We start from the raw sequence: 23,741 nt of genomic DNA on the forward strand, positions 1-23,741 counted from the left end.
CCAGTATAAAATGAAATACAGAGCGGATGTTGATGGACTGCGGGCGCTGGCGGTGTTGCCGGTAATCGCCTATCACATAGGAATATCCGGGATCCCGGGCGGGTTCACCGGCGTGGATATCTTCTTCGTGATATCAGGCTACCTTATCTGCGGCATTATTTACAATGGCGCTATGAATAACACCTTCTCCTATCTGGATTTTTACAAACGCCGCAGCCTGCGCATTCTGCCGCCGCTGTTTGTGGTGATGCTGACCACCTTGGCCTTTGGCTACTACCATCTGCTGCCGGCGCAGTTCAGCGATCTCAGCAACAGTTCGCTGGCCACGCTGCTGTTCTCGTCCAATATCTTCTTCTGGAAAACCACCGGCTACTTTGCCGGGCCAGCCGAACTGAAGCCGCTGCTGCATACCTGGTCGCTGGCTGTTGAAGAGCAGTTCTACATTATCTTCCCGGTGATCCTGCTGTTGGTGGTGCGCTTCTTCCGTCAGCGGACGACTCAGGTGATGCTGCTGATTATCGCCGTATCGCTGATGTTAAGCATCTATGCGGTGACACGAAAACCGACCTTCACTTTCTATATGCTGCCAACCCGCGCCTGGGAACTGGCGCTGGGCGGCATCATTGCGGTTGCCGGCCTTGAAGCCAAAATGGCGAAGGTCCCGCAGGGGATTAAACATCTGATGAGCCTGGCGGGACTCGGGCTGATCCTGTTTGGCTTCCTGTGGCTCAACACCGATAAACCCTTCCCGGCATGGAATGCTATCTGGCCGTGTCTCGGCAGCTTCCTGATTATTCTTGCCGGGCAAAAAGCAGCGGTTTCCCGCGTGTTGGCGCTGAAGCCGATCGTCTACATCGGCATGATCTCCTACTGCCTGTATCTGTGGCACTGGCCAATTATCGTTTACAGCCGGATGTTCGCGAACTTTGCGCCTGGCGTTCGCGAGTTGTTTATCGCTGGCCTGTCGCTGCTGTTGGCGGTCGCCTCTCGTTACCTGATTGAAATTCCCTTCCGCTACAAGCTGGCGGTCTTCAGCCCGGGCAGAATTGTGGCAGCATCGGTGGTGGGGCTGGTGTTGATGGCTTCCGGCACCTTCTATAAAGGTCATCTCGACAACAACGCCGGTCAATTCTCCACCGATGCGCTGGCGCTGGCGAAATACACCCAGTACAAAGATATGCCCGAATTTAACTATCAGTACCGACTGGGCCGCTGCTTTGTGGACGGTAAAAGCGAGGAAGATAAACCGTTCGATCGGGATTACTGCCTGAAAACCTCAGACACGGCGAAAAATTACGTGCTGATTGGCGACAGCCATGCGGCCCATCTGTGGCGGGCACTCAGCCTGGCGGCCGGGCAGGGCATCAATGTGATTCAGGCCACTTCGGCAGGCTGTAAGCCGCTGTACCAGCAGTCGCTGCGCAACCCTTGTACCGACCTGGTGGATTATGTTTACGGCTCGTGGATCCCGAAACACAAGATTGACGGCATCATCATCTCCGCACGCTGGGCCCAGGAAGACATTGCGCCGTTGAAAGCCACGCTTCAGCATCTGAAAGGCGTGTCGGACAACGTGATCGTGATGGGCCCGACCATTGAGTATTCGGAAGCGTTGCCGGACCTGTTGGCCTATCAGACCGACGGCCGTAAAGATCTGGTGGCGTCGTCCATCGACCACAGCATCAAACAGACCGACAGCGCGATGAAGCAGGCGATGGTGGATGCGCAGACCCGCTACATCTCGGTTTATTCCATCATCTGTCCGGGCGATATCTGTCGTGGGCTGGCGTCGGATGGTCATCCCATCTCCAACGACTATGGTCATTTCACCCTGAGTGGCGCAAAAGACGTGGCGAAGCAGGCGATGAACGAGATGCATCAGGACAACTTTATGTAACCCGCCGGGGCCGGCAGCACGCTGGCCCCTTCAATCTCCTGACAACGGAAGTCAGATAGCCGCCAGCCAGCACAAAGCGGTTTGGCTATCTCCGCGCCAATCTGCCATACTCTGCGCCCTTAAATTCACTTCCAGTTGAGACTGTCATGCAGTACCCGATTAATGAAATGTTCCAGACGTTGCAGGGCGAAGGGTTTTATACCGGCGTTCCGGCAATTTTTATCCGCCTGCAAGGATGCCCGGTGGGCTGCAGCTGGTGTGATACCAAACACACCTGGGATAAGCTGGCCGATCGGGAAACCTCGCTGGGCGATATCTTAACCAAAACCGTCGAAACCGATGCGTGGGGCTCGGCCGATGCCGCCGCGCTGCTGGCAGTGATTGCCAACCATGGCTGGACGGCGCGCCATATTGTGATTACCGGTGGCGAACCCTGCATCCACGATCTGACGCCGCTGACCGCGACGCTGCAACAGCACGGCTTCAGCTGCCAGATCGAAACCAGCGGCACCCACAATGTACTTTGTAGCGCAGAGACCTGGGTAACGGTGTCGCCTAAGGTGAATATGCGTGGTGGTTATGACGTGCTGAATCAGGCGCTGGTGCGCGCAGATGAAGTGAAGCATCCGGTGGCCCGTCAGCGTGACGTGGAGGCTTTGCAGGCGCTGTTGGCGACGCTGAATGATGATAAGCCGCGGATTATCGCGCTGCAGCCGATCAGTCAGAAAGACGATGCGACTAAGCTGTGCATTGAAACCTGTATCAAGCACAACTGGCGTTTATCGATGCAGACGCATAAGTACCTGAACATCGCTTAGCGATCCAATGTGAACAGTGGATAAAGAGAAGGGGAGAACCGCAAGGTTCTCCCCTTTTTACTATCCGCGGATAATAAAGCAGAGCGTTGGCCGCAGCCGATCGCTTAACCTCTGTAGATGCACCCAGCGGTGCAGGTCTCTTTGATGGTCACCGCGCTCAGTTCTGCGAGCTTCGGTTTCATCTGATCCCAAATCCATTTCGCCAGCACTTCGCTGGTTGGATTCTCCAGACCGGCAATCTCATTCAGGTAGTAATGATCGAGCTGATCGTAGATCGGCTTGAAGGCCGCTTTCAGTTCGGCAAAGTCCATAATCCAGCCGGTATGCGCATCCACTTCGCCGGTAATTTCGAGCCGCACCAGGAAGGAGTGCCCGTGCAGGCGGCCACATTTGTGCCCTGCAGGAACGTTAGGCAGATGGTGAGCAGCCTCGAACATAAAATCTTTAAACAGCGTGGTAGCCATAACAGTCTCAGTAAACTTTTCTTGAAAAAACCGCCGAAGTCTACCCGAAAAAGCCTTTTTTCGCACCCGTTTCCCGGCTGTTTCTTATTCTGAGCACTATCTGTAAACGGTGGCGCTTCTAACCTGTTAAATATCAGCGAGTTAATTAACCTGTTTTGCCACTATGCTTTACCCGTAAAACCGTTTAGTCATTTTGGTTATTTATTATTACCAACCCTTATTTAATGGTTATTATGCTAGTCGTTACCCTACTCTCATCTTGCTGTCTTTACGGCCCGGACCACCGATACTGGAACCTTCTACGCAATGACGACTCAGGCACCTCCAAGCTCTCTGCTTCCGCTTAACCCGGAACAACTCGCCCGTTTGCAGGCGGCCACCGGGGATTACTCCACGACTCAGCTGGCCTGGCTCTCCGGTTATTTCTGGGGCATGGTCAATCAGGCGCCCGGCACTGCCGCCGTCAGCGCACCGGCACCGGTTGAAGCCCCGGCGATTACCCTGCTTTCAGCATCGCAAACCGGCAACGCCCGCCGTCTGGCAGAACAGCTGCGCGACGACCTGCTGGCCGCGAAACTGAACGTCAACCTGGTTAACGCCGGTGACTACAAGTTCAAGCAGATCGCCCAGGAAAAACTGCTGGTGGTGGTGACCTCGACCCAGGGTGAGGGCGAACCGCCTGAAGAAGCCGTGGCGTTGCATAAGTTCCTGATGTCCAAAAAGGCGCCGAAGCTGGATAACACCGCGTTTGCCGTGTTCGGGCTGGGCGATACTTCATATGAATTCTTCAGCCAGGCCGGGAAAGACTTTGACGGTAAGCTGGCGGAGATGGGCGGTGAACGCCTGCTGGACCGGGTTGATGCCGATGTGGAATACGCTGCGGACGCCGAGCAGTGGCGTAAGCAGATTGTTACCATCCTGAAAGCCCGCGTACCGGCCGAATCACCGGCAGCAGCGGCCGCGACTGCCGCAGGTTCGGTGAACGAAGTGTTCAGCAGCCCCTACAGCAAAGAAGAGCCACTGACCGCCAGCTTCGCCGTTAACCAGAAGATTACCGGCCGCGATTCTGACAAAGATGTTCGCCACATAGAAATCGATCTGGGCGACTCGGGCCTGCGTTATCAGCCGGGCGATGCGTTAGGCGTCTGGTTCGAAAACGATCCGGCGCTGGTGCAGGAGCTGGTCGAGCTGGTGTGGCTGACAGGCGATGAGAGCGTTACGATCAATGACCAGACGCTGACCCTGAGCGAGGCGCTGCAAAAGCATTTTGAACTGACGGTCAACACGCCGCAGATCGTTGAGCAGTACGGCACCTTGAGCCGCGACGAAACGCTGCTGGGCCTGATCGGCGAAAAGCCCAAGCTGCAGCACTACGCGCAGAACACGCCAATCGTCGACATGGTACGCGGCGCGCCGGTTGAGCTGACCGCTGAGCAGCTGATTGCGCTGCTGCGTCCGCTAACGCCGCGTCTCTACTCCATTGCTTCATCGCAGGCGGAGAACGACACCGAGGTGCATATCACCGTTGGCGCGGTCCGCTTCGACATTGATGGCCGCGCGCGGGCGGGTGGGGCGTCCAGCTTCCTGGCCGACCGTCTGGAAGAAGACGGCGACGTGCGGGTGTTTATTGAGCATAACGATAACTTCCGTTTACCGGCCAACCCGGAAACGCCGGTGATCATGATTGGACCGGGCACCGGCATCGCCCCGTTCCGCGCCTTTATGCAGCAACGTGATGCGGACGGCGCCGCCGGCAAAAACTGGCTGTTCTTTGGCAACCCGCACTTTACCGATGACTTCCTCTACCAGGTAGAGTGGCAGCGTTACGTGAAGGATGGCCTGCTGACCAATATCGATCTGGCCTGGTCCCGTGACCAGCAGCAGAAAGTGTATGTACAGGATAAAATCCGCGCCAAAGGGGCGGAAGTGTGGGACTGGATCCAACAGGGTGCGCACATCTATGTCTGCGGTGATGCCAACCGTATGGCGAAAGATGTCGAGCAGGCTTTGCTGGAACTGGTCGCCGAGCACGGTGGCATGGACACAGAGACCGCCGACGAATTCTTAAGTGAGCTGCGCATTGAGCGCCGTTATCAGCGAGACGTTTACTAATGAGCAATGAAAAACATCCTGGCCCGCTGGTGGTTGAAGGCAAACTCACCGACGCAGAACGCCTGAAGAAAGAGAGCAACTATTTACGCGGTACCATCACCGAAGACCTGCAAAATGGTCTGACCGGCGGCTTTACCGGCGATAACTTTTTACTGATCCGTTTCCACGGCATGTATCAGCAGGATGACCGTGATATCCGTGCCGAACGTGCCGAGCAGAAGCTGGAACCGCGCCACGCGATGATGCTGCGCTGCCGCTTACCGGGCGGGATCATCACGCCTAAGCAGTGGCTGGGCATCGATAAGTTTGCCGAGAACAACACTATTTATGGCAGCATCCGTCTGACCAACCGCCAGACCTTCCAGTTCCACGGCATCCTGAAGGGCAACGTGAAGCCCGCTCACCAGATGCTGAGTGAAGTGGGGTTGGATTCACTGGCTACCGCCAACGACGTCAACCGTAACGTGTTGTGCAGCTCGAACCCGGTGGAGTCGGAACTGCATCAGGAAGCCTACGAGTGGGCGAAAAAGCTCTCCGAGCATCTGCTGCCGCAGACCCGTGCCTATGCGGAAATCTGGCTGGATAAAGAGAAGGTTGCCACGACGGATAAAGAGCCGATTCTGGGCGAAACCTATCTGCCGCGTAAATTCAAAACTACCGTGGTGGTGCCACCGCACAACGACGTGGATCTGCACGCCAACGACCTGAACTTCGTGGCGATTGCCGAGAACGGCAAGCTGATCGGCTTTAACCTGTTGGTCGGCGGCGGTCTGTCTATCGATCACGGTAACAAAGCGACCTATGCCCGTACCGCCAGCGAGTTTGGCTTCCTGCCGCTGGATAAAACGCTGGCCGTTGCGGAAGCCGTGGTCACCACGCAGCGCGACTGGGGTAACCGTACCGATCGTAAAAACGCCAAAACCAAGTACACCCTTGAGCGTGTCGGCGTGGAAACCTTTAAGGCGGAAGTTGAGCGTCGTGCAGACATCACCTTTGAACCGACGCGTCCCTACGAATTCACCACCCGTGGCGATCGCATCGGCTGGGTGAAAGGCATCGATGACAAATGGCACCTGACGCTGTTTATTGAAAACGGCCGTCTGCTGGATTATCCGGGCCGTCCGCTGAAGACCGGTATTGCCGAAATCGCCAAAATTCACCAGGGCGATTTCCGTCTGACCGCTAACCAGAACCTGATTGTTGCTGGCGTGCCGGAAGCGGATAAGCCGAAAATTGAAGCGCTGGCGCGCAGTCACGGGCTGATGGAAAGCGTCACGGCACAGCGCGAAAACTCGATGGCCTGCGTGTCGTTCCCGACCTGTCCGCTGGCGATGGCTGAAGCCGAGCGCTTCCTGCCAGAATTCGTCACCCGGGTGGAAGGTCTGATGACCGCACACGGCGTGGGTGATGAGCACATCGTGCTGCGCGTAACCGGCTGTCCTAACGGTTGTGGCCGTGCGCTGCTGGCGGAAATTGGGCTGGTGGGCAAGGCGCCGGGCCGTTACAACCTGCATCTGGGCGGTAACCGCATCGGCACGCGTATCCCACGGATGTACCGTGAAAACATCACCGAAGACGAAATTTTGTCTACCCTTGATGAATTACTGGGTCGCTGGTCAACTGAACGCGAAGCCGATGAAGGCTTTGGTGATTTCACTATCCGCGCAGGCGTGGTGAAACCGGTTGTTGATCCGGCCCGCGATTTTTGGGCATGACGGAGGCGTGATAATGTCTGTACTCGATCTCTCTGAACTGAACGAATTACCGAAGGTTAAGCGCGTGATGGCGCTGGCGGAGCTGAACACCAGGCTGGAGAAACTGTCGGCTCAGGATCGCGTGCTCTGGGCGCTGGAAAATTTACCGGGCGAAGCGGTACTCTCTTCCAGCTTCGGTATCCAGGCGGCAGTCAGCCTGCATCTGGTTAATCAGGCGAAGCCCGGCATTCCGGTGATCCTCACCGATACCGGCTACCTGTTCCCGGAAACCTATCAGTTTATCGATCATCTGACCGACAAGCTGCAGCTCAACCTGAAAGTCTACCGTGCTGAGCAGAGCGCGGCCTGGCAGGAAGCGCGTTACGGCAAGCTGTGGGAGCAGGGCGTGGAAGGCATTGAACGCTACAACGACATCAACAAAGTTGAGCCGATGAACCGTGCGATGAAAGAGCTGAAGGCGCAGACGTGGTTCGCCGGTCTGCGTCGCGATCAGTCCAGCAGCCGCGCCAATCTGCCGGTGCTGGCGATCCAGCGTGGCGTCTTTAAGCTGCTGCCAATCATCGACTGGGATAACCGTCAGGTGCATCAGTACCTGCAGGATAACGATCTGGGTTATCACCCGCTGTGGGATCAGGGCTATCTGTCGGTTGGCGATACGCACACCACCCGCAAATGGGAGCCAGGCATGGCGGAAGAAGAGACGCGCTTCTTTGGCCTGAAGCGCGAGTGCGGTCTGCACGAATAACGCCGCAGAGTGAAATGAACGATCGACGCCTGATGCTGCCATCAGGCGTTTTTTTTGCGCTTAAATCCCGACCAGCGACTGGAATTCCTCCGCGCTGCGGGTGACGTTGACCTTCGTCACTTCATACTCGGCAACGGCCTGGAACGGATCTTCGGCGAGAATGGTGTTCAGGCGCTCACGATCGATATCCTTCACCATCAGCACGCCACCGGTGCGCGGATCTTTGCGGCCTGCGGTGATAAACACGCCGGCGTCAAAATACTTGTTCAGCCAGGCGACGTGCGGATCCAGTACGGCTTCCACCTCTTCCAGCGGGCGGACATAGTTCAGATAGACGATATACATGCGGTAGCTCCTCTCAGGTTTTGGGGTTCGCCAGCTCGGTTACCAGCGGCAGCAGGATCTTAACGGTGCTTCGGGTGCGTTGCGTAATGCGTCCAGGCAGCCAGCGATCCAGATAAGCCAGATTATCCAGCGAAGCCTGATGGCGCGTGGTGCCCGCCGGGAAGTGGCGGCTGATGGCCCGCTGCTGCTGGCCATCTTTATTACCCAGCTCCCAGTTGGTGGCGCGCACGCTTAATAAAGGAATGCCGGCTTTATCGAACAAATCGTCGGTCGGCTGGTTCTTCACGGCTTTGCCATGGGTGGCGACCGCCAGCCCGTGCTGGCGAGCAATGGCCAGCGCGCGGTCGCGGGTTTGTCGGGCGACGGCTTCCGGCGTGTGGCTGCCGCTATCAAAGTAAAGTTTATCGCCGACAATCAGGCTGTCCAGGTTGATCACCAGCAGCGTATTCTTCTTCTCTTCCGGCTTCAGGCGGGCGAGGTAATCCGCTTCGCCCTGATGGCCGTTCTCTTCACCGCTTAACGCCACGAAGCGCAGGCTGTAGTGCAGCGGCACCTTGCTCAGACGCTGCGCCAGCTCCAGCATTACGCCAAGGCCGGAAGCATTATCGTCGGCTCCCTGTAGCGTCAGGCCGCCGAGGTTGTGCTGGCGATCGCTGTCGCTGACCGGCATAAAGGTATCGGCTTGGGTGACGATCACAATCTGCTGCGGCACCTTGCCTTCGCGGGCGGCAATCACCGTGGTGGCGGTGACTTTATGTGGCGTAATCTGCCCATCCTGTAAGCGATAGGGATAGCTGGCGGTGAAGTCGCGTTTATTGCTTTCATAGCCCATGCTGCTGAACTGATGTTGCAGATAATCTGCGGTCAGCATCTCGGCGGGACTGCCGGCCATGCGGCCAGGGAAGTAGGTGGCAATGTGACGCAGCTGCTGTTCAGCAAAATGGCCTGGCTGGCTCGCGGCCTGCAGAGGAAAAATAGCACCGCAACTGAGCAACACGGCAAGCGCGCGCAGGCGGAGTCGGGAAAACATGCGGGATCCTTAGTCGTCATCCTGTGACGATCTTGCGAAATATTTTTACGCGCTTAGTATGAAAGTGTGACGGCGATTGCACAATTTCAATCTCTCTGAAAACCCCTAAATATCATCCCTTAAGCACATTTTGTCTGATGCTATGCCAGATCGTTATTCCATTCGGTAACTACTCATTCCAATTAGTAATTTCATAAGGCTTAAGCCAGGGCCGTATAGTCACGCTAACTTTGTGTAATTACAGAAAAGGCTGACGTGGACTATCTTCCGATTTTTGCTGACATCCGAAACAAACCGGTGCTGATTGTAGGTGGCGGTGACGTGGCTGCGCGCAAGATTGATTTGCTGCGTCGCGCGGGTGCCCGGGTGCAAATCGCCGCTCGCACGCTGTGTGAGGAGCTGACCGCGCTGGAAAGCAGCGGAGAGGTCAGCTGGATAGCCCAGGAGTATCAGAACGCGCTGCTGGACGGCGTTTACCTGGTGATTGCCGCCACCGACGACGGCGAACTGAATGCCCGCGTCTATCACGACGCCACCGAGCGTCAGATGCTGGCCAACGTGGTGGACGATCAGCCGAAGTGCTCGTTTATTTTCCCTTCTATTGTTGACCGCTCCCCGCTGGTGGTGGCGATCTCGTCCAGCGGTACGGCACCGGTGCTGGCGCGGTTACTGCGTGAGAAGCTGGAAGCCCTGCTGCCCGCCAACCTTGGCCAGATGGCGGAGCTTGCCGGTCAGTGGCGCACGAAAGTGAAGCAGCGGCTCGGCAAAATGTCCGAGCGTCGTCGCTACTGGGAAGCGGCCTTTAACGGCCTGTTTGCCAGCCAGGTGGCCTCCGGCAATATCGAGGGCGCGAAGCGCACGCTGGATCAACAGCTTGACGATCCCGATGCCGGCGAAGGCGAAATCATTCTGGTCGGTGCCGGTCCGGGCGATCCGGGTTTGCTGACCCTGCGCGGCTTACAGGTGATGCAGCAGGCTGACGTGGTGCTGTATGACCATCTGGTCAGCGATGAAATTCTCGATTTGGTACGCCGTGACGCCGATCGCATCTGCGTGGGCAAGCGTGCCAATGCGCACAGCATTCCGCAGGAAGAGACCAACCGCATGCTGGTGTCGCTGGCGAAACAGGGCAAGCGCGTGGTGCGCCTTAAAGGCGGTGACCCGTTTATCTTTGGCCGCGGCGGCGAAGAGCTGCAGGCGGCGGTTGAAGCCGGCATTCCTTTCCAGGTTGTGCCCGGCGTGACCGCTGCGGCAGGTGCGACCGCCTATGCCGGCATCCCGCTGACTCACCGCGACTATGCGCAGAGCGCCACCTTTATTACCGGTCATTGCCGCGCCGATGGCGAAGGGCTGGACTGGGCATCCCTGGCGGTCTCACGTCAGACCCTGGCAATTTATATGGGCACCATGAAGGCGGGGGAAATCTCCTCGCAGCTGATTGCCCATGGCCGCGACGCACAGACGCCGGTGGCGGTGATCGGCCGCGGGACGCGTCAGGATCAGCAGGTGCTGACCGGCACGCTGGAAGAATTAGAAGCATTAGCGCAACGCGCACCGACGCCGGCATTACTGGTGATAGGCGAAGTGGTTCACCTGCATCAGCAACTGGCATGGTTTCAACATTCAGCGCAGCAGGCCGGACGTGAGTCCGCCGTTGTGAATTTGGCTTGAGGAAAGGTTATGGATCAAAAACGACTGACTCACCTGCGTCAACTGGAAGCGGAAAGTATTCATATTATCCGTGAAGTGGCAGCAGAGTTTGGCAACCCGGTGATGATGTACTCCATCGGCAAGGACTCCTCTGTGATGCTGCACCTGGCGCGCAAGGCATTCTATCCGGGCACGTTACCGTTCCCGTTACTGCACGTGGACACCGGCTGGAAATTCCGTGAAATGTACGAGTTCCGCGACCGCACGGTGAAAAACATCGGTGCCGAGCTGCTGGTGCACAAAAACCCGGAAGGCGTGGCGATGGGCATCAATCCCTTCGTTCACGGCAGTGCCAAGCACACCGACATCATGAAGACCGAAGGCCTGAAGCAGGCGCTGAACAAGTACGGCTTTGATGCCGCGTTCGGTGGTGCCCGTCGTGATGAAGAAAAATCCCGTGCGAAAGAGCGTATCTACTCGTTCCGCGACCGTTTCCACCGCTGGGACCCGAAAAATCAGCGTCCTGAGCTGTGGCACAACTACAACGGCCAGATCAATAAAGGCGAAAGCATCCGCGTCTTCCCGCTCTCCAACTGGACCGAGCTGGATATCTGGCAGTACATCTTCCTGGAAAACATCGACATCGTGCCATTGTACCTGGCCGCACCGCGTCCGGTGCTGGAGCGCGATGGCATGTTAATGATGATCGATGACGACCGTATCGATCTGCAACCTGGCGAAGTGATTGAGCAGCGCATGGTGCGTTTCCGTACCCTCGGCTGCTGGCCGCTGACCGGCGCGGTGGAATCCGAGGCGCAAACGCTGCCGGAAATCATTGAAGAGATGCTGGTTTCCACCACCAGTGAACGTCAGGGCCGCATGATCGACCGCGACCAGTCCGGCTCGATGGAGCTGAAAAAACGCCAGGGTTATTTCTAAGGAGCCGAGATGAATACCGTCATTGCACAACAAATTGCCGACCAGGGCGGCGTTGAAGCCTGGCTGCACGCCCAGCAACATAAAAGCCTGCTGCGTTTTCTGACCTGCGGCAGCGTCGACGATGGCAAGAGCACGCTGATTGGTCGCCTGCTCCATGATACCCGTCAGATTTATGAAGATCAGCTCTCTTCACTGCATAACGACAGCAAGCGTCACGGCACCCAGGGCGAGAAACTGGATCTGGCGCTGCTGGTGGATGGCCTGCAGGCCGAGCGCGAGCAGGGCATCACCATTGATGTCGCCTACCGCTATTTCTCCACCGAGAAGCGTAAGTTCATCATTGCCGACACGCCGGGACACGAGCAATACACCCGCAACATGGCCACCGGCGCATCCACCTGCGACCTGGCGATCCTGCTGATCGATGCGCGTAAAGGCGTGCTGGATCAGACGCGTCGTCACAGCTTTATCTCCACGCTGCTGGGCATCAAGCACCTGATCGTGGCGATCAACAAAATGGATCTGGTCGACTACAGCGAAGCGACCTTCGAGCAGATCAAACAGGATTACCTCGATTTTGCCGGCCAGCTGCCCGCCGATCTCGATATCCGCTTTGTGCCGTTGTCGGCGCTGGAAGGTGAGAACGTTGCCTCCCCAAGCGAAGCGATGGGCTGGTACACCGGCCCAACGCTGCTGGACGTGTTGGAAACCGTTGAGGTGCAGCGCGTGGTTGAGCAGCAGCCGATGCGTTTCCCGGTGCAGTACGTTAACCGTCCTAACCTGGATTTCCGGGGTTACGCCGGCACGCTGGCATCCGGCACCGTCACCGTCGGACAGCGCGTCAAGGTGCTGCCATCGGGCGTTGAATCGTCGATTGCCCGCATCGTGACCTTTGACGGTGACCTGCAGGAAGCGCAGGCCGGTGAAGCGATCACCCTGGTGCTGAAAGACGAAATCGATATCAGCCGCGGTGATTTGCTGGTGGCGGCCGATGCCACGCTGAAGCCAGTGCAGGCAGCGTCGGTTGACGTGGTATGGATGGCGGAACAGCCGCTGGTGCCTGGCCAGAGCTTTGACATTAAAATCGCCGGCAAGAAAACCCGCGCCCGTGTTGAGAAGATTGAACATCAGGTGGAGATCAACAGCCTGGCGAAACACGATGCGGAAAGCCTGCCGCTGAACGGTATTGGCCTGGTCGATCTGACCTTTGATGAGCCGATGGTGCTGGATCAGTATCAGCAAAACCCGGTGACCGGCGGCATGATCATTATCGATCGCCTGAGCAACGTCACCGTCGGCGCCGGGATGATCCGTCAGCCGCTGGAAGACGTGGTGCAGAATCCGGGCAACTTCAGCGCCTTCGAGCTGGAGCTGAACGAGCTGGTGCGTCGTCACTTCCCACATTGGGGCGCACGCGATCTGTTGGGCGGCAAATAATGGCCGCAGAACACGATGAGAACGTCATCTGGCATTCGCACTTTGTCACGCGTGAAGATCGTGAGCAGCAGCATGGCCATCAGGGCGTGCTGCTGTGGTTTACCGGTCTTTCGGGGTCGGGTAAATCCACGGTGGCCGGTGCAGTGGAGCAAGCGCTGCAACAGGTGGGTGTCAGCACCTACCTGCTTGACGGCGACAATGTCCGTCACGGTTTGTGCCGCGATCTGGGCTTCAGTGATGACGACCGTAAAGAGAATATCCGTCGGGTTGGTGAAGTGGCCAAACTGATGGTCGATGCCGGATTGGTGGTGCTCAGCGCGTTTATCTCTCCGCATCGTGAAGAACGTCAGATGGTACGGGAGCTGCTGGGAGAAGGGCGCTTTATCGAGGTGTTTGTGGATACGCCGCTGGCGATCTGTGAAGCCCGCGATCCGAAAGGACTCTACAAGAAAGCCCGTGCCGGAGAGTTGCGTAACTTCACCGGTATTGATGGCGTGTACGAAGCGCCTGAACAGGCGGAAATCCATCTCGACGGCGAACAGGCCGTTGCCCATCTGCTGACGCAAACGCTGGATGTCCTCCGCCAGCGTGGTGTGATTGCCGGTTAATATTGCCCTCAAAAATAGCCACAGAAGCGCGCTGGAAAGACCAGGGCGCTTCTTACTGCTGCGTAGGAAAAACCGCGAACAATTGGTAACAATATTGCGGGTTCAAGTGTTAGATCTCCTGCGTTGTCGCGATATCATCACCCCCTGAGATAGCCCCGGCAAAACGCCTCAGAGCGTGCTGTATTTCGCGTCAACAGGATACTTATGCATAACGTTACGCCCATGCTCGCCCGCAAAGACGATCGGGATCAGGAAGACCCTTCCTGGTCATTTCCCGGTGGTGTGGTTGGCTTTGCCTCATACTGGCTCGCGCTGGCAATCCCCTTTGTGATGTATGGGGCAAACACGCTGTTTTTCTTTCTTTATACCTGGCCGTTTTTCCTGGCGCTGCTGCCGGTCTCGGTGTTGGTCGGCATTGTTGCCAACGTGATCCTGCGGGGCCAGTTGATTTGGACCATTTTACTGACCGCTGTGGTGGTGGTCTGTCTGTTCTGGCTGCTGTTTACGCTACTGACCGGATGGTAGCCGGTCTCTTTGTTGGATCTTTCGCCAGCCCGGCTGGCAGGATTTGATGTCAGAATTCCCACTGCGGTTACAAAACTTTGCTCGCAAAACCTGATTTCAGGGCGGGGAACGCTCACCGATCCACCAATCTACGGTTAAATCACTGTGAAAGTGGAGTCGGATGTAAAGTTATGGGATGATTGAGCCGTTTTCAGGGGGCGGGGATGGGAAAACTTACTCTGCTGTTACTTGTGCTACTGGGCTGGTTACAATATTCGCTCTGGTTAGGCAAGAACGGCATACATGATTTTACGCGTGTTAAAGACGATGTTGCGGTGCAACAAGGCGGCAACGCGAAGCTAAAAGCGCGAAACGATCAGTTGTTTGCAGAAATCGACGACCTTAACGGCGGTTCTGAAGCAATTGAGGAACGCGCACGTAACGAGCTGGGGATGATTAAACCCGGTGAGACTTTCTATCGCCTTGTGCCGGATCAAAATAAACGAAACGCGCAGCAGGGTGCTTCTAACAGTCAGCAACGATAACTCATGAACATCGCAGGGTCCTTTCCGGACATCATCGCTGTGGTTCCCGCTGCCGGGATCGGCAGCCGGATGCAGGCAGAGTGCCCCAAACAATACCTTTCAATCGGTGGCAAAACGCTGCTGGAACATGCGCTTAACAGTTTGCTGGCGCACCCAGCCATCAGCCGTATTATTGTCGCCGTCAGTCCTGACGATCCCTTCTTTTCTGCGCTGCCAATGGCCAGCGATCCGCGTATCACGGTGGTGAACGGCGGCAAAGAGCGTGCTGATTCCGTGCTGGCGGGACTGCAGGCGGCGTCTTCCTCACGTTGGGTGTTGGTTCACGACGCTGCGCGTCCCTGTTTGCATCTTGATGACCTCACGCGGTTACTGGCTATTACCGCGACCAGTCGCGTGGGCGGCATTCTTGCGGCCCCAGTGCGTGACACCATGAAGCGGGCTGAAGCGGGGAAAGAGGCCATTGCGCATACCGTCGATCGCGAAGCCTTATGGCATGCGCTGACGCCGCAGCTGTTCCCGCTGGAACTGCTGCGCACCTGTCTTGAACGGGCGTTAAGGGAAGGGGCGACGATCACCGACGAGGCATCGGCGCTGGAGTATTGTGGCTATCATCCTGAACTGGTGATCGGCCGCAGCGACAACATTAAGGTAACGCGGCCGGAAGATTTGGCGCTGGCGGCGTTTTACCTGACTCAATCACAGAATAAGGAGAGCGCATAATGCGTATCGGCCACGGTTTTGATGTTCACGCATTTGGCGGCGAAGGCCCGCTGATTATTGGCGGCGTGCGAATTCCTTATGAAAAAGGGTTACTGGCACATTCCGACGGTGACGTGGCGCTGCATGCGCTGACCGATGCGTTGCTGGGTGCCGCCGCGCTGGGCGATATTGGCAAGCTGTTTCCGGACACGGACGCCGCCTATAAAGGCGCGGACAGCCGCGAACTGCTGCGTGAAGCCTGGCGTCAGATCCAGAAAAAAGGCTACCGCTTAGGCAACGTTGACGTCACGATCATCGCACAGGCGCCGAAAATGCTGCCCCATGTGCCGCAGATGCGCATCAACATCGCGGAAGATCTGGGTATCCATATGGATGAGGTTAACGTCAAAGCCACTACCACCGAAAAGCTGGGCTTTACCGGTCGTGGCGAAGGCATTGCCTGTGAAGCGGTTGCGCTGATCTTCAAGGCGGACGCGTAATGGTCGATGAGCTGAGCTGGCTGCACGGCAAGCCAACTGCCACCGGCGTGCTGAAAGCCAACCCGGAAGATTTTATCGTCATCGAAGACCTCGGCTATGGCCCGGACGGCGATGGCGAGCAGGTGCTGGTACGCATCCGCAAAACCGGCTGTAACACCCGATTTGTCGCGGAAGCGCTGGCGAAGTTTGCCGGTATTCACCCGCGTGACGTCAGCTTTGCCGGCATGAAAGATCGCCATGCGGTCACCGAGCAGTGGATTTGCCTGCGCATTCCCGGCAAAGAGACGCCAGATTTTTCTGCTTTTGAGCTGCCAGGCTGCGAGGTACTGGAAAGTGCCCGTCATCGACGTAAACTGCGTACGGGGGCGCTGCAGGGCAATGCCTTCACCCTTCTTTTGCGTCAGATTTCCGATCGTGATGCGGTTGAGCAGCGCTTGCAGCAGATTGCCGCCGCCGGTGTGCCAAACTATTTTGGCGTGCAGCGTTTTGGGCATGATGGCAATAACCTGCTGATGGCACGCCGCTGGGCAGCCAACGAGATCCGGGTGAAGGAGCGTAACAAGCGCAGCTTCCTGTTTTCTGCCGCCCGCAGTGCGATGTTCAACCAGGTGGCGAGCGACCGGTTAGCGCAGCAGGGATCGCTGACCACCGTGATGGCTGGCGATGCGCTACAGCTGACCGGACGGGGCAGCTGGTTCGTGGCGGAAGAGGCGGAACTGGAAACGTTGCAGACACGCGTCGATAACGACGAACTGCGCGTGACCGCACCGCTTCCCGGCAGTGGCGCCTGGGGAACCTTACACGATGCGCTGGACTTTGAGCAACGAAGCCTGGCGACTGAGACAGAATTGATTACACTGCTTGAGCGTGAGAAAGTCGATGCGGCCCGTCGTGCGGTGCTGGTGAAACCGCGCGATCTGCGCTGGGACTGGCAGGATGACGTGACCGTTGAGCTGACTTTCTGGCTGCCTGCAGGCAGTTTTGCCACCACTCTGGTGCGTGAAGTTCTTCTACAAGAAGGTGATGATGCGAATATTGCTGAGTAACGATGACGGTATTCATGCGCCTGGCATTCAGACGCTGGCTGCGGCCTTGCGTGAGTTTGCTGAGGTGCAGCTGGTGGCGCCTGACCGCAACCGCAGCGGTGCCTCCAATTCGCTGTCACTGGAAACGCCGTTACGCACCTTCACCTATCCCAACGGCGATATCGCGGTGCAGATGGGCACGCCGACAGACTGCGTCTATCTGGGCGTGAACGCGCTGATGCAGCCGAAGCCGGATATCGTGGTGTCCGGCATCAACGCCGGCCCGAACCTCGGGGATGATGTGATTTATTCCGGCACGGTAGCGGCGGCGATGGAAGGGCGTCATCTTGGACTGCCTGCGCTGGCGGTGTCGCTGGATGGGCATAAGCATTACGACACGGCGGCGGCGGTAACCTGTTCTATACTGCGTGCGTTGCTGCGCGAACCTTTACGCACCGGTCGCATTCTGAACATCAACGTGCCGGACGTGCCGTTGTCAGAGATCAAGGGCATTCGCGTCACCCGTTGTGGTAGCCGCCATCCCAGCGATCAGGTTATCCCGCAGCAGGATCCGCGCGGCAATATGATGTACTGGATTGGGCCACCGGGACAAAAGCTGGATGCGGGCCCGGACACCGATTTTGCCGCAGTTGACCAGGGCTATGTGTCCGTCACCGCGCTGCACGTCGATTTAACCGCGCATGCCGCGCAGGATGTGGTGGCGTCGTGGTTGTCCAGCGTCGAGGTCAGTCGCGAATGGTGAGTCGCCGCATTGATACGCTACTGGCGCAGTTGCGCCAGCAGGGCATTGACGATGAACGGTTGCTGAAAGCGATTGAAGATGTACCGCGTGAGCGTTTTGTGGACGAGGCGTTTGAGCACAAGGCCTGGGAGAATATGGCGTTGCCGATTGGCTCCGGCCAGACCATTTCCCAGCCGTATATGGTGGCGAAAATGACCGCGCTGCTGGAACTGACGCCAGAATCACGCGTGTTAGAAATTGGGACCGGATCGGGTTATCAGACCGCGATCCTGGCACATCTGGTCGAACACGTTTACTCCGTCGAGCGGATTAAGGGCTTGCAGTGGCAGGCCAAGCGACGGTTAAAACAGCTTGATTTACATAATGTTTCTACCCGGCACGGCGACGGCTGGCAGGGCTGGCCATCACGCGGGCCGTTTGATGCCATCATCGTCACCGCTGCGCCGCCTGAAATTCCTGTCGAGCTGATGTCGCAGTTGGACGAAGGCGGGATTTTGGTACTGCCGGTCGGTGAAGAGCATCAGGAACTGAAGCGCATCCGCCGTAAGGGCGGTGAGTTTATCGTCGATATCGTTGAGCCAGTGCGTTTTGTGCCGCTGGTAAAAGGCGACTTAGCCTGACGGATCGTTAGCAATTACACACATCTGTAAATGGCACCGGGTCTGTGATGTTGTTACTATCTGCTTAATTTCACTCTTTATTACTGTATGCGGGCCAGGTGCGTCGCGGCAGTAGTCACAGTTTTGCCTTCAGGGGGATATAAATGAGCACGGGAAGCCCAATGTTTAAGTTGCGCCGGATTGCGGCCGTTTCACTTGTTGGTTTTTGGTTAGCTGGCTGTTCCAGCGATAACTCCACACAAGCCCCTATCAGTTCTGTCGGCAGTGGCGGCGGCTCTGGCGGTATGTTGAGCGGTGGCTCCAACGCCAGCAGCGGTAACAGTAACAGCAACAGCGGAGTGCTCAGCAGCGCTAATAGCGGCAACGGCGGGTACACCGCGCCACCGGCCTCTATTTCGGCCAACTCCTCCAATGTGGTGAGCGCGCCACAGAACATTTCCAGCAGCAATGCTGCACCACAAGAGAACGTGGTCACCGAGAATGGCCACATTGTCTACAACCGTTCTTATGGGAATATTCCTAAAGGTAGCTACGGCGGGCAGACCTATACGGTGAAAAGGGGCGATACGCTGTTCTATATCGCCTGGATCACCGGCAATGATTTCCGTGATTTAGCCCAACGAAATAACGTTGCCGCACCTTATGCACTCAATGTGGGCCAGCAGTTGCAGGTTAGTAACGGCTCCGGTGGAACCTTAACCGGTGGTAATGCGGTGACCGCGGCGGATGCCTCTGCTGGCGGTGTAGCTGTCCAGCCTTCTGCGCCACAAAACCAGGGCGGGGCTGTTGCACACCAGCCTGTTATTACGTATTCTGAGGATTCAGGTAAACCAAGTGAAGGCAAAATGTTGCCATCATCCGGTACAACGACTGTTGCAACGACAACAGCGCCGGTTACCGCTCCGACCGTCAGTAGCACAACCAACAGCAGCACCCCAGTAGGAAGCTGGCGTTGGCCGACCGACGGTAAGATCATCGATAACTTCTCTGCTTCCGAAGGGGGCAATAAAGGTATTGATATCGCGGGATCGCGAGGACAACCCGTCATTTCAACCGCCTCAGGGCGCGTTGTGTATGCCGGTAACGCGCTTCGCGGTTACGGTAACTTGATTATCATCAAACATAATGATGACTACCTGAGTGCATACGCCCATAACGACACTATGCTGGTCCGTGAACAACAAGAAGTTAAAGCGGGTCAAAAGATCGCCACTATGGGTAGTACCGGCACGAGTTCGGTCAGATTGCATTTTGAAATTCGTTACAAGGGGAAATCCGTAAACCCGCTGCGTTATTTACCGCAGCGATAGTCCGGCAGAACACCAACTGGTGCTTTGCTTTGGGATCACGGGTAGGAGCCGAAAATGAGCCAGAATACGCTGAAAGTTAAAGATCTAAATGAAGATGCGGAATTCGACGAAAACGGAGCTGAGGTTTTTGATGAGAAGGCTCTCGTCGGAAATGAACCTGCTGATAACGAAATAGCTGAAGATGAGCTGTTGTCACAAGGTGCTACGCAACGAGTATTGGACGCGACGCAGCTCTATCTGGGAGAGATTGGTTATTCTCCTCTGCTAACGGCCGAAGAAGAAGTTTTCTTCGCTCGTCGCGCATTACGTGGTGATGTTCCGTCTCGTCGCCGCATGATCGAAAGCAACCTGCGTTTGGTAGTGAAGATTGCCCGCCGTTACAGCAATCGTGGTCTGGCTTTGCTGGATCTGATTGAAGAAGGTAACCTGGGGTTAATCCGCGCGGTAGAAAAATTTGACCCTGAAAGAGGGTTCCGCTTCTCTACTTACGCTACCTGGTGGATTCGCCAGACGATTGAACGGGCTATCATGAACCAAACCCGTACCATTCGTTTGCCTATTCATATCGTTAAAGAGCTGAACGTCTACCTGCGCACCGCGCGTGAGCTGACCCACAAGTTAGATCATGAGCCGAGTGCAGAAGAAATTGCCGAACAGCTTGATAAACCCGTTGAAGATGTCAGCCGTATGCTGCGCCTCAACGAACGCATTACATCAGTCGACACGCCACTAGGCGGTGATTCTGAGAAAGCGCTGTTGGATATCCTGGCCGACGAGAAAGACAACGGTCCGGAAGATACCACCCAGGACGATGACATGAAGCAGAGCATCGTCAAATGGTTGTTCGAACTGAACGCCAAGCAGCGTGAAGTGTTAGCGCGTCGTTTCGGCCTGTTAGGGTATGAAGCGGCCACGTTAGAAGATGTGGGTCGCGAAATTGGTCTGACCCGTGAACGTGTCCGTCAGATTCAGGTTGAAGGTCTGCGTCGTCTGCGTGAAATTCTGCAGGCTCAGGGCCTGAGTATCGAAGCCCTGTTCCGCGAATAATCGTGGACACTTATCGATGTTAATGCGAAAAGCGGTGGCGAGAGCCACCGCTTTTTTATTGCCTGTCGTTTACTGACTTAACGCCTTCAGCACCTCGCTGGACCCGGCGATCGCCCGGCCCCCCCTCCCTGCATGCTGACTCTCCCCAGGCTTATGCCGTGGCCCATTTTTTCGCCGAGCGTGACTGCACGATGCCGTAAGCCAGCCCGCCGGCAACCATGCCAATCAGGGCTTCACCGGCATCCGGGAACCAGACGTGCGCGATGCTGGCGCAGACGGTGCCAAACGCCCAGCAGGCAAATGCGCTGGTGCGGTAAGCCGTTTCCGGGCGCGAACTGGCGATATGGCCCATAAACAGCAGATCGACTATCATCACCGCGCCAATCGGCGGTACGGCGACACCCAACAGGCTCAGCCAGTTCAGGAAATAGCTCCATACGCCAATCACCGCCAGCAGTCCGCCAATCACGCCGAGGATCACCGTCCACAGACGCATTTTGCTTTTGAACAGATGGCCATAACCGACCGCGCCGTTGTACAGGCAGTGGGTGCAGACCGAACCTAGGTTGATAAAGACGAACAGCAGCGCCAGCATGTCCAGCACCGGATTGTGACCGGTAAGCAGATGCAGGAAATCGCCGCCGTTTTGTGCCGGATTGATGCCCGCACCGGCAGACACAATCACCACGCCCGAAAGCAGCGAAACAACGTTAGCCAGCGGGAACGCGGAGAAGGTGGCGACCACCGCCGATTTGCCGTTCTTTGACCAGCGGGTGAAATCGGCGGTCATGGTGCCTGAATCCGCAAATCCGGCGATCACCATGGTCATCGCAATGCCCATACTGATGCCGCTGGCGGAGCCTTTATAGCGGGTTATCTGGCTGATGTCGGTATGCTGGGCGACAAAGTACAGCGCCACCAGGCCGAGGATGACAAACATCGGCGCCGCAATCATGCCGATCGCCGACAGCGCGCGCACGCCAAGGAAGGTGACGCCGGTATACAGCACCGTCGCCAGCACAATCACCCACGAGGTATTCCAGCCAAAGGTGGCGTTGACGATGGTGCCAGTCAGCCCGGTCTGGAAGGCGTACCAGCCGATCACCACGGTCGACAGAAACGCCGAGGTAATGATGTAGCCACGGCTGCCGAAGGTCTTGCGGGCCTGCATGGCAAAGTTCAGTCCGGTATTGCCCGCCAGATAGCTCAGCGCGCCGACATAGGCGAACAGCACCAGGTTGCCGGCCAGAATGGCGATAATCGAATGCCAGAAGCCGAGGTTGTACGCCATGATCCCGCCAAAAACGGCATTGGTCAGGATCATCGGAAAACCAAACCACACCGCAGAGACCGAACGGGTGGGATGGCGATGGGAAAGCGGTACCGCCGCGTTTTCAAACTCCTGCTCTAATCCTGACGTGCTCTCATGCGACTGCGATGATTTCTGGCTCATAGTGGTGTGATCCCCGGTAAATAGCAGTAGGCGTTAATCAGCGGGTCAGCATCGGGGGTAACCGATGTTGCCAGCCGCAAACTTTCTCAAATGCCGCACTGGCACGCAGCACCAGCGCATCGTCAAGGTGACGACCAACAATTTGTAAACCGACCGGCAACCCGTCGGCGGTAAAGCCAGCCGGCACAGAGGCGGCCGGTTGTCCGGTAAGGTTGATCGGGAAGACAAAGGCCAGCCATTCGGCAGGCGTCACGCTACGGCCATCTATCATCGCCGGGCTTTCGATATCGATTGGGAAGGGCGGTGTTGCCAGCGTCGGGGTCAGCAACAAATCGTAGCCCTGCATAAAGCGCCACATTTTGTTGACCACCTCTTTGCGCTTCATATTGGCATCGGTGAACATCTCGGCGGTCCAGGCGGTGTTCAGCATCGCCACCAGATGGGGCGACATGCGATCGCCATAGCTTTCCGTCAGTTTGCGCATGCCGGTCAGATCGGTTTCCTGAGCGACCAGCGCAGCGAAGGTCTCTTTCGGATCGCTGAAGCCGGGATGCGCCTCGACCACACTGCAGCCCAGCTCCTGCTCGAAGACCCTGACCGCTTTCGCCACCACTTCGCGGACCTGTGGGTCAACCGCGGCATAGCCCCAGTCAGCGCTAAAGGCAATGCGTAGCCCTTTCAGGCTGCCCTGGGTGGCGTTGAGCCAGTCAATGTCACTGGTGGGGATCGAGTGGCGGTCGCGGGGATCGGGTCCGGCGATCACCGAAAGCATTAACGCGGCATCCGCCACGGTGCGGGTCATCGGGCCAATATGCTCCAGCGATTCCCAGCTGGAGAGTCCCGGATAGCGTTCATCGCGACAGCCGGGATACAGCGGCACGCGGCCCATCGACGCTTTCATGCCAAACAGGCCGCTGTGGGCGGCGGGAATGCGCACGGAACCGCCGCCATCGCTCCCCAGCGCCAGCGGGCACATTCTTGCCGCCAGCGCCGCAGCCGAACCGGCACTGGAGCCGCCAGGGGTTAAGCCGGTATTCCATGGATTGCGGGTGGTCGGGAACACCGGGTTATGGCCGGTGCCGCTATAACCAAACTCGGGCGCGTTGGTTTTGCCCAGTATGATGGCGCCAGCAGCTTTCAGCCGTTCAACGGTGATGTCGTCTTCATCGGGGATAAAATTCTCGTAGATCCAGGAGCCGGACACCGTTTTGATCCCGGCGGTGCTGATCAGATCTTTAATCGCCACCGGCACGCCAGCCAACGGGCCGACCTTTTCGCCGCGCAGGATCTTCTGTTCGATCGCTTTGGCCTGCGCCATCGCCAGATCGGGCGTCGGCGTGCAAAAGGCATGCAGCTCGGGTTCCAGAAGATCCATTTGAGCCAGCGAGGCGGTCACCACCTCAACCGGAGAAAGCGACTTGTCGCGGATGTGTGCCGCCAGCGTGATGGCGTCAAGATTCAAGATATCCTGTTGGTTCAACGGTGTCCCCTGTGCCCCTGAAGAGCTGATGATTG

Annotated in this window: 23 protein-coding genes; 18 read left to right on the plus strand and 5 right to left on the minus strand. The window is 57.2% G+C overall.

The window, feature by feature from the left end; all coding sequences use genetic code 11:
• Positions 1-10 precede the first annotated feature (10 nt).
• Positions 11-1,897: an acyltransferase family protein gene (locus tag AC1UKS_RS04890; protein ID WP_482435995.1), complete on the plus strand. Its 1,887-nt coding sequence runs from the start codon at positions 11-13 to the stop codon at positions 1,895-1,897.
• Between the two features lie 146 nt (positions 1,898-2,043).
• Positions 2,044-2,715 carry a 7-carboxy-7-deazaguanine synthase QueE gene (gene queE, locus AC1UKS_RS04895; protein ID WP_265908655.1) on the plus strand — a complete coding sequence of 224 codons (672 nt, stop codon included), beginning with the start codon at positions 2,044-2,046 and terminating at the stop codon, positions 2,713-2,715.
• A gap of 104 nt (positions 2,716-2,819) precedes the next feature.
• Here the strand turns inward: queE and queD are convergent, their stop codons facing one another.
• Positions 2,820-3,179: a 6-carboxytetrahydropterin synthase QueD gene (gene queD, locus AC1UKS_RS04900; protein WP_013203555.1), complete on the minus strand. Its 360-nt coding sequence runs from the start codon at positions 3,177-3,179 to the stop codon at positions 2,820-2,822.
• Between the two features lie 306 nt (positions 3,180-3,485).
• On the opposite strand from queD, the gene cysJ reads away from it, so the two are divergent.
• The 3 genes from cysJ to cysH are packed head-to-tail and all read left to right on the plus strand — an operon-like array spanning position 3,486 to position 7,751.
• Positions 3,486-5,291 carry an NADPH-dependent assimilatory sulfite reductase flavoprotein subunit gene (gene cysJ / locus AC1UKS_RS04905; protein WP_482435996.1) on the plus strand — a complete coding sequence of 602 codons (1,806 nt, stop codon included), beginning with the start codon at positions 3,486-3,488 and terminating at the stop codon, positions 5,289-5,291.
• Positions 5,291-7,006, plus strand: coding sequence for an assimilatory sulfite reductase (NADPH) hemoprotein subunit (gene cysI / locus AC1UKS_RS04910; protein WP_013203553.1), 1,716 nt, complete (start codon positions 5,291-5,293; stop codon positions 7,004-7,006). The genes cysJ and cysI overlap by 1 nt, the downstream gene beginning before the upstream one ends.
• A gap of 13 nt (positions 7,007-7,019) precedes the next feature.
• The gene (gene cysH, locus AC1UKS_RS04915) at positions 7,020-7,751 is read left to right on the plus strand and encodes a phosphoadenosine phosphosulfate reductase (protein WP_013203552.1); all 732 of its coding nucleotides are present in this window, start codon (positions 7,020-7,022) and stop codon (positions 7,749-7,751) included.
• Between the two features lie 60 nt (positions 7,752-7,811).
• Here cysH and AC1UKS_RS04920 read toward each other — a convergent pair whose 3' ends face one another.
• A complete protein-coding gene (locus AC1UKS_RS04920) occupies positions 7,812-8,096 on the minus strand; it encodes a YciI family protein (RefSeq protein WP_013203551.1) in 285 nt (94 codons plus the stop codon).
• 13 nt (positions 8,097-8,109) lie between these two features.
• The gene (locus AC1UKS_RS04925; protein WP_482435997.1) at positions 8,110-9,126 is read right to left on the minus strand and encodes an aminopeptidase; all 1,017 of its coding nucleotides are present in this window, start codon (positions 9,124-9,126) and stop codon (positions 8,110-8,112) included.
• Between the two features lie 255 nt (positions 9,127-9,381).
• On the opposite strand from AC1UKS_RS04925, the gene cysG reads away from it, so the two are divergent.
• The 13 genes from cysG (at position 9,382) to rpoS (ending at position 20,773) form a co-directional block, all read left to right on the plus strand.
• A complete protein-coding gene (cysG, locus tag AC1UKS_RS04930) occupies positions 9,382-10,797 on the plus strand; it encodes a siroheme synthase CysG (RefSeq protein ID WP_482435998.1) in 1,416 nt (471 codons plus the stop codon).
• Positions 10,798-10,806: 9 nt separating this feature from the next.
• Positions 10,807-11,715, plus strand: a complete 909-nt coding sequence (gene cysD, locus AC1UKS_RS04935) for a sulfate adenylyltransferase subunit CysD (protein ID WP_013203548.1) — start codon at positions 10,807-10,809, stop codon at positions 11,713-11,715.
• A gap of 9 nt (positions 11,716-11,724) precedes the next feature.
• Positions 11,725-13,152 carry a sulfate adenylyltransferase subunit CysN gene (gene cysN / locus AC1UKS_RS04940; RefSeq protein ID WP_151036699.1) on the plus strand — a complete coding sequence of 476 codons (1,428 nt, stop codon included), beginning with the start codon at positions 11,725-11,727 and terminating at the stop codon, positions 13,150-13,152.
• Entirely contained in the window at positions 13,152-13,760 is a 609-nt protein-coding gene (cysC, locus tag AC1UKS_RS04945) for an adenylyl-sulfate kinase (RefSeq protein ID WP_013203546.1), read from the plus strand. The genes cysN and cysC overlap by 1 nt, the downstream gene beginning before the upstream one ends.
• 204 nt (positions 13,761-13,964) lie before the next feature.
• Positions 13,965-14,285, plus strand: a complete 321-nt coding sequence (locus tag AC1UKS_RS04950; protein WP_265908662.1) for a DUF3561 family protein — start codon at positions 13,965-13,967, stop codon at positions 14,283-14,285.
• 203 nt (positions 14,286-14,488) lie between these two features.
• Positions 14,489-14,809: a cell division protein FtsB gene (gene ftsB, locus AC1UKS_RS04955; RefSeq protein ID WP_013203544.1), complete on the plus strand. Its 321-nt coding sequence runs from the start codon at positions 14,489-14,491 to the stop codon at positions 14,807-14,809.
• Between the two features lie 9 nt (positions 14,810-14,818).
• Entirely contained in the window at positions 14,819-15,529 is a 711-nt protein-coding gene (ispD, locus tag AC1UKS_RS04960) for a 2-C-methyl-D-erythritol 4-phosphate cytidylyltransferase (protein ID WP_265908742.1), read from the plus strand.
• Positions 15,529-16,008 carry a 2-C-methyl-D-erythritol 2,4-cyclodiphosphate synthase gene (gene ispF / locus AC1UKS_RS04965; protein ID WP_265908664.1) on the plus strand — a complete coding sequence of 160 codons (480 nt, stop codon included), beginning with the start codon at positions 15,529-15,531 and terminating at the stop codon, positions 16,006-16,008. Before ispD ends, ispF begins: the two co-directional genes overlap by 1 nt.
• Entirely contained in the window at positions 16,008-17,054 is a 1,047-nt protein-coding gene (gene truD / locus AC1UKS_RS04970) for a tRNA pseudouridine(13) synthase TruD (RefSeq protein WP_482435999.1), read from the plus strand. The genes ispF and truD overlap by 1 nt, the downstream gene beginning before the upstream one ends.
• Positions 17,035-17,796, plus strand: a complete 762-nt coding sequence (gene surE / locus AC1UKS_RS04975) for a 5'/3'-nucleotidase SurE (RefSeq protein ID WP_482436884.1) — start codon at positions 17,035-17,037, stop codon at positions 17,794-17,796. The genes truD and surE overlap by 20 nt, the downstream gene beginning before the upstream one ends.
• A complete protein-coding gene (locus AC1UKS_RS04980) occupies positions 17,790-18,416 on the plus strand; it encodes a protein-L-isoaspartate(D-aspartate) O-methyltransferase (protein WP_013203539.1) in 627 nt (208 codons plus the stop codon). Before surE ends, AC1UKS_RS04980 begins: the two co-directional genes overlap by 7 nt.
• A 143-nt stretch (positions 18,417-18,559) precedes the next feature.
• Complete coding sequence (gene nlpD / locus AC1UKS_RS04985; protein WP_265908667.1) at positions 18,560-19,726, plus strand: murein hydrolase activator NlpD; 1,167 nt, start codon at positions 18,560-18,562, stop codon at positions 19,724-19,726.
• 54 nt (positions 19,727-19,780) lie between these two features.
• Positions 19,781-20,773 (plus strand): RNA polymerase sigma factor RpoS, encoded by a 993-nt coding sequence (gene rpoS / locus AC1UKS_RS04990; RefSeq protein WP_013203537.1) that lies wholly within the window; start codon positions 19,781-19,783, stop codon positions 20,771-20,773.
• A 151-nt stretch (positions 20,774-20,924) separates the two neighbouring features.
• Here the strand turns inward: rpoS and AC1UKS_RS04995 are convergent, their stop codons facing one another.
• Both AC1UKS_RS04995 and AC1UKS_RS05000 read right to left on the minus strand, forming a co-directional pair.
• On the minus strand, positions 20,925-22,226 hold the full coding sequence (locus AC1UKS_RS04995; RefSeq protein WP_482436000.1) for a purine-cytosine permease family protein: 1,302 nt from the start codon (positions 22,224-22,226) through the stop codon (positions 20,925-20,927).
• 37 nt (positions 22,227-22,263) lie between these two features.
• Positions 22,264-23,706 carry an amidase gene (locus tag AC1UKS_RS05000; protein WP_482436001.1) on the minus strand — a complete coding sequence of 481 codons (1,443 nt, stop codon included), beginning with the start codon at positions 23,704-23,706 and terminating at the stop codon, positions 22,264-22,266.
• Between the last annotated feature and the right edge of the window lie 35 nt (positions 23,707-23,741).

The organism is Erwinia sp. AK-PDG3-5 (assembly GCF_056821705.1).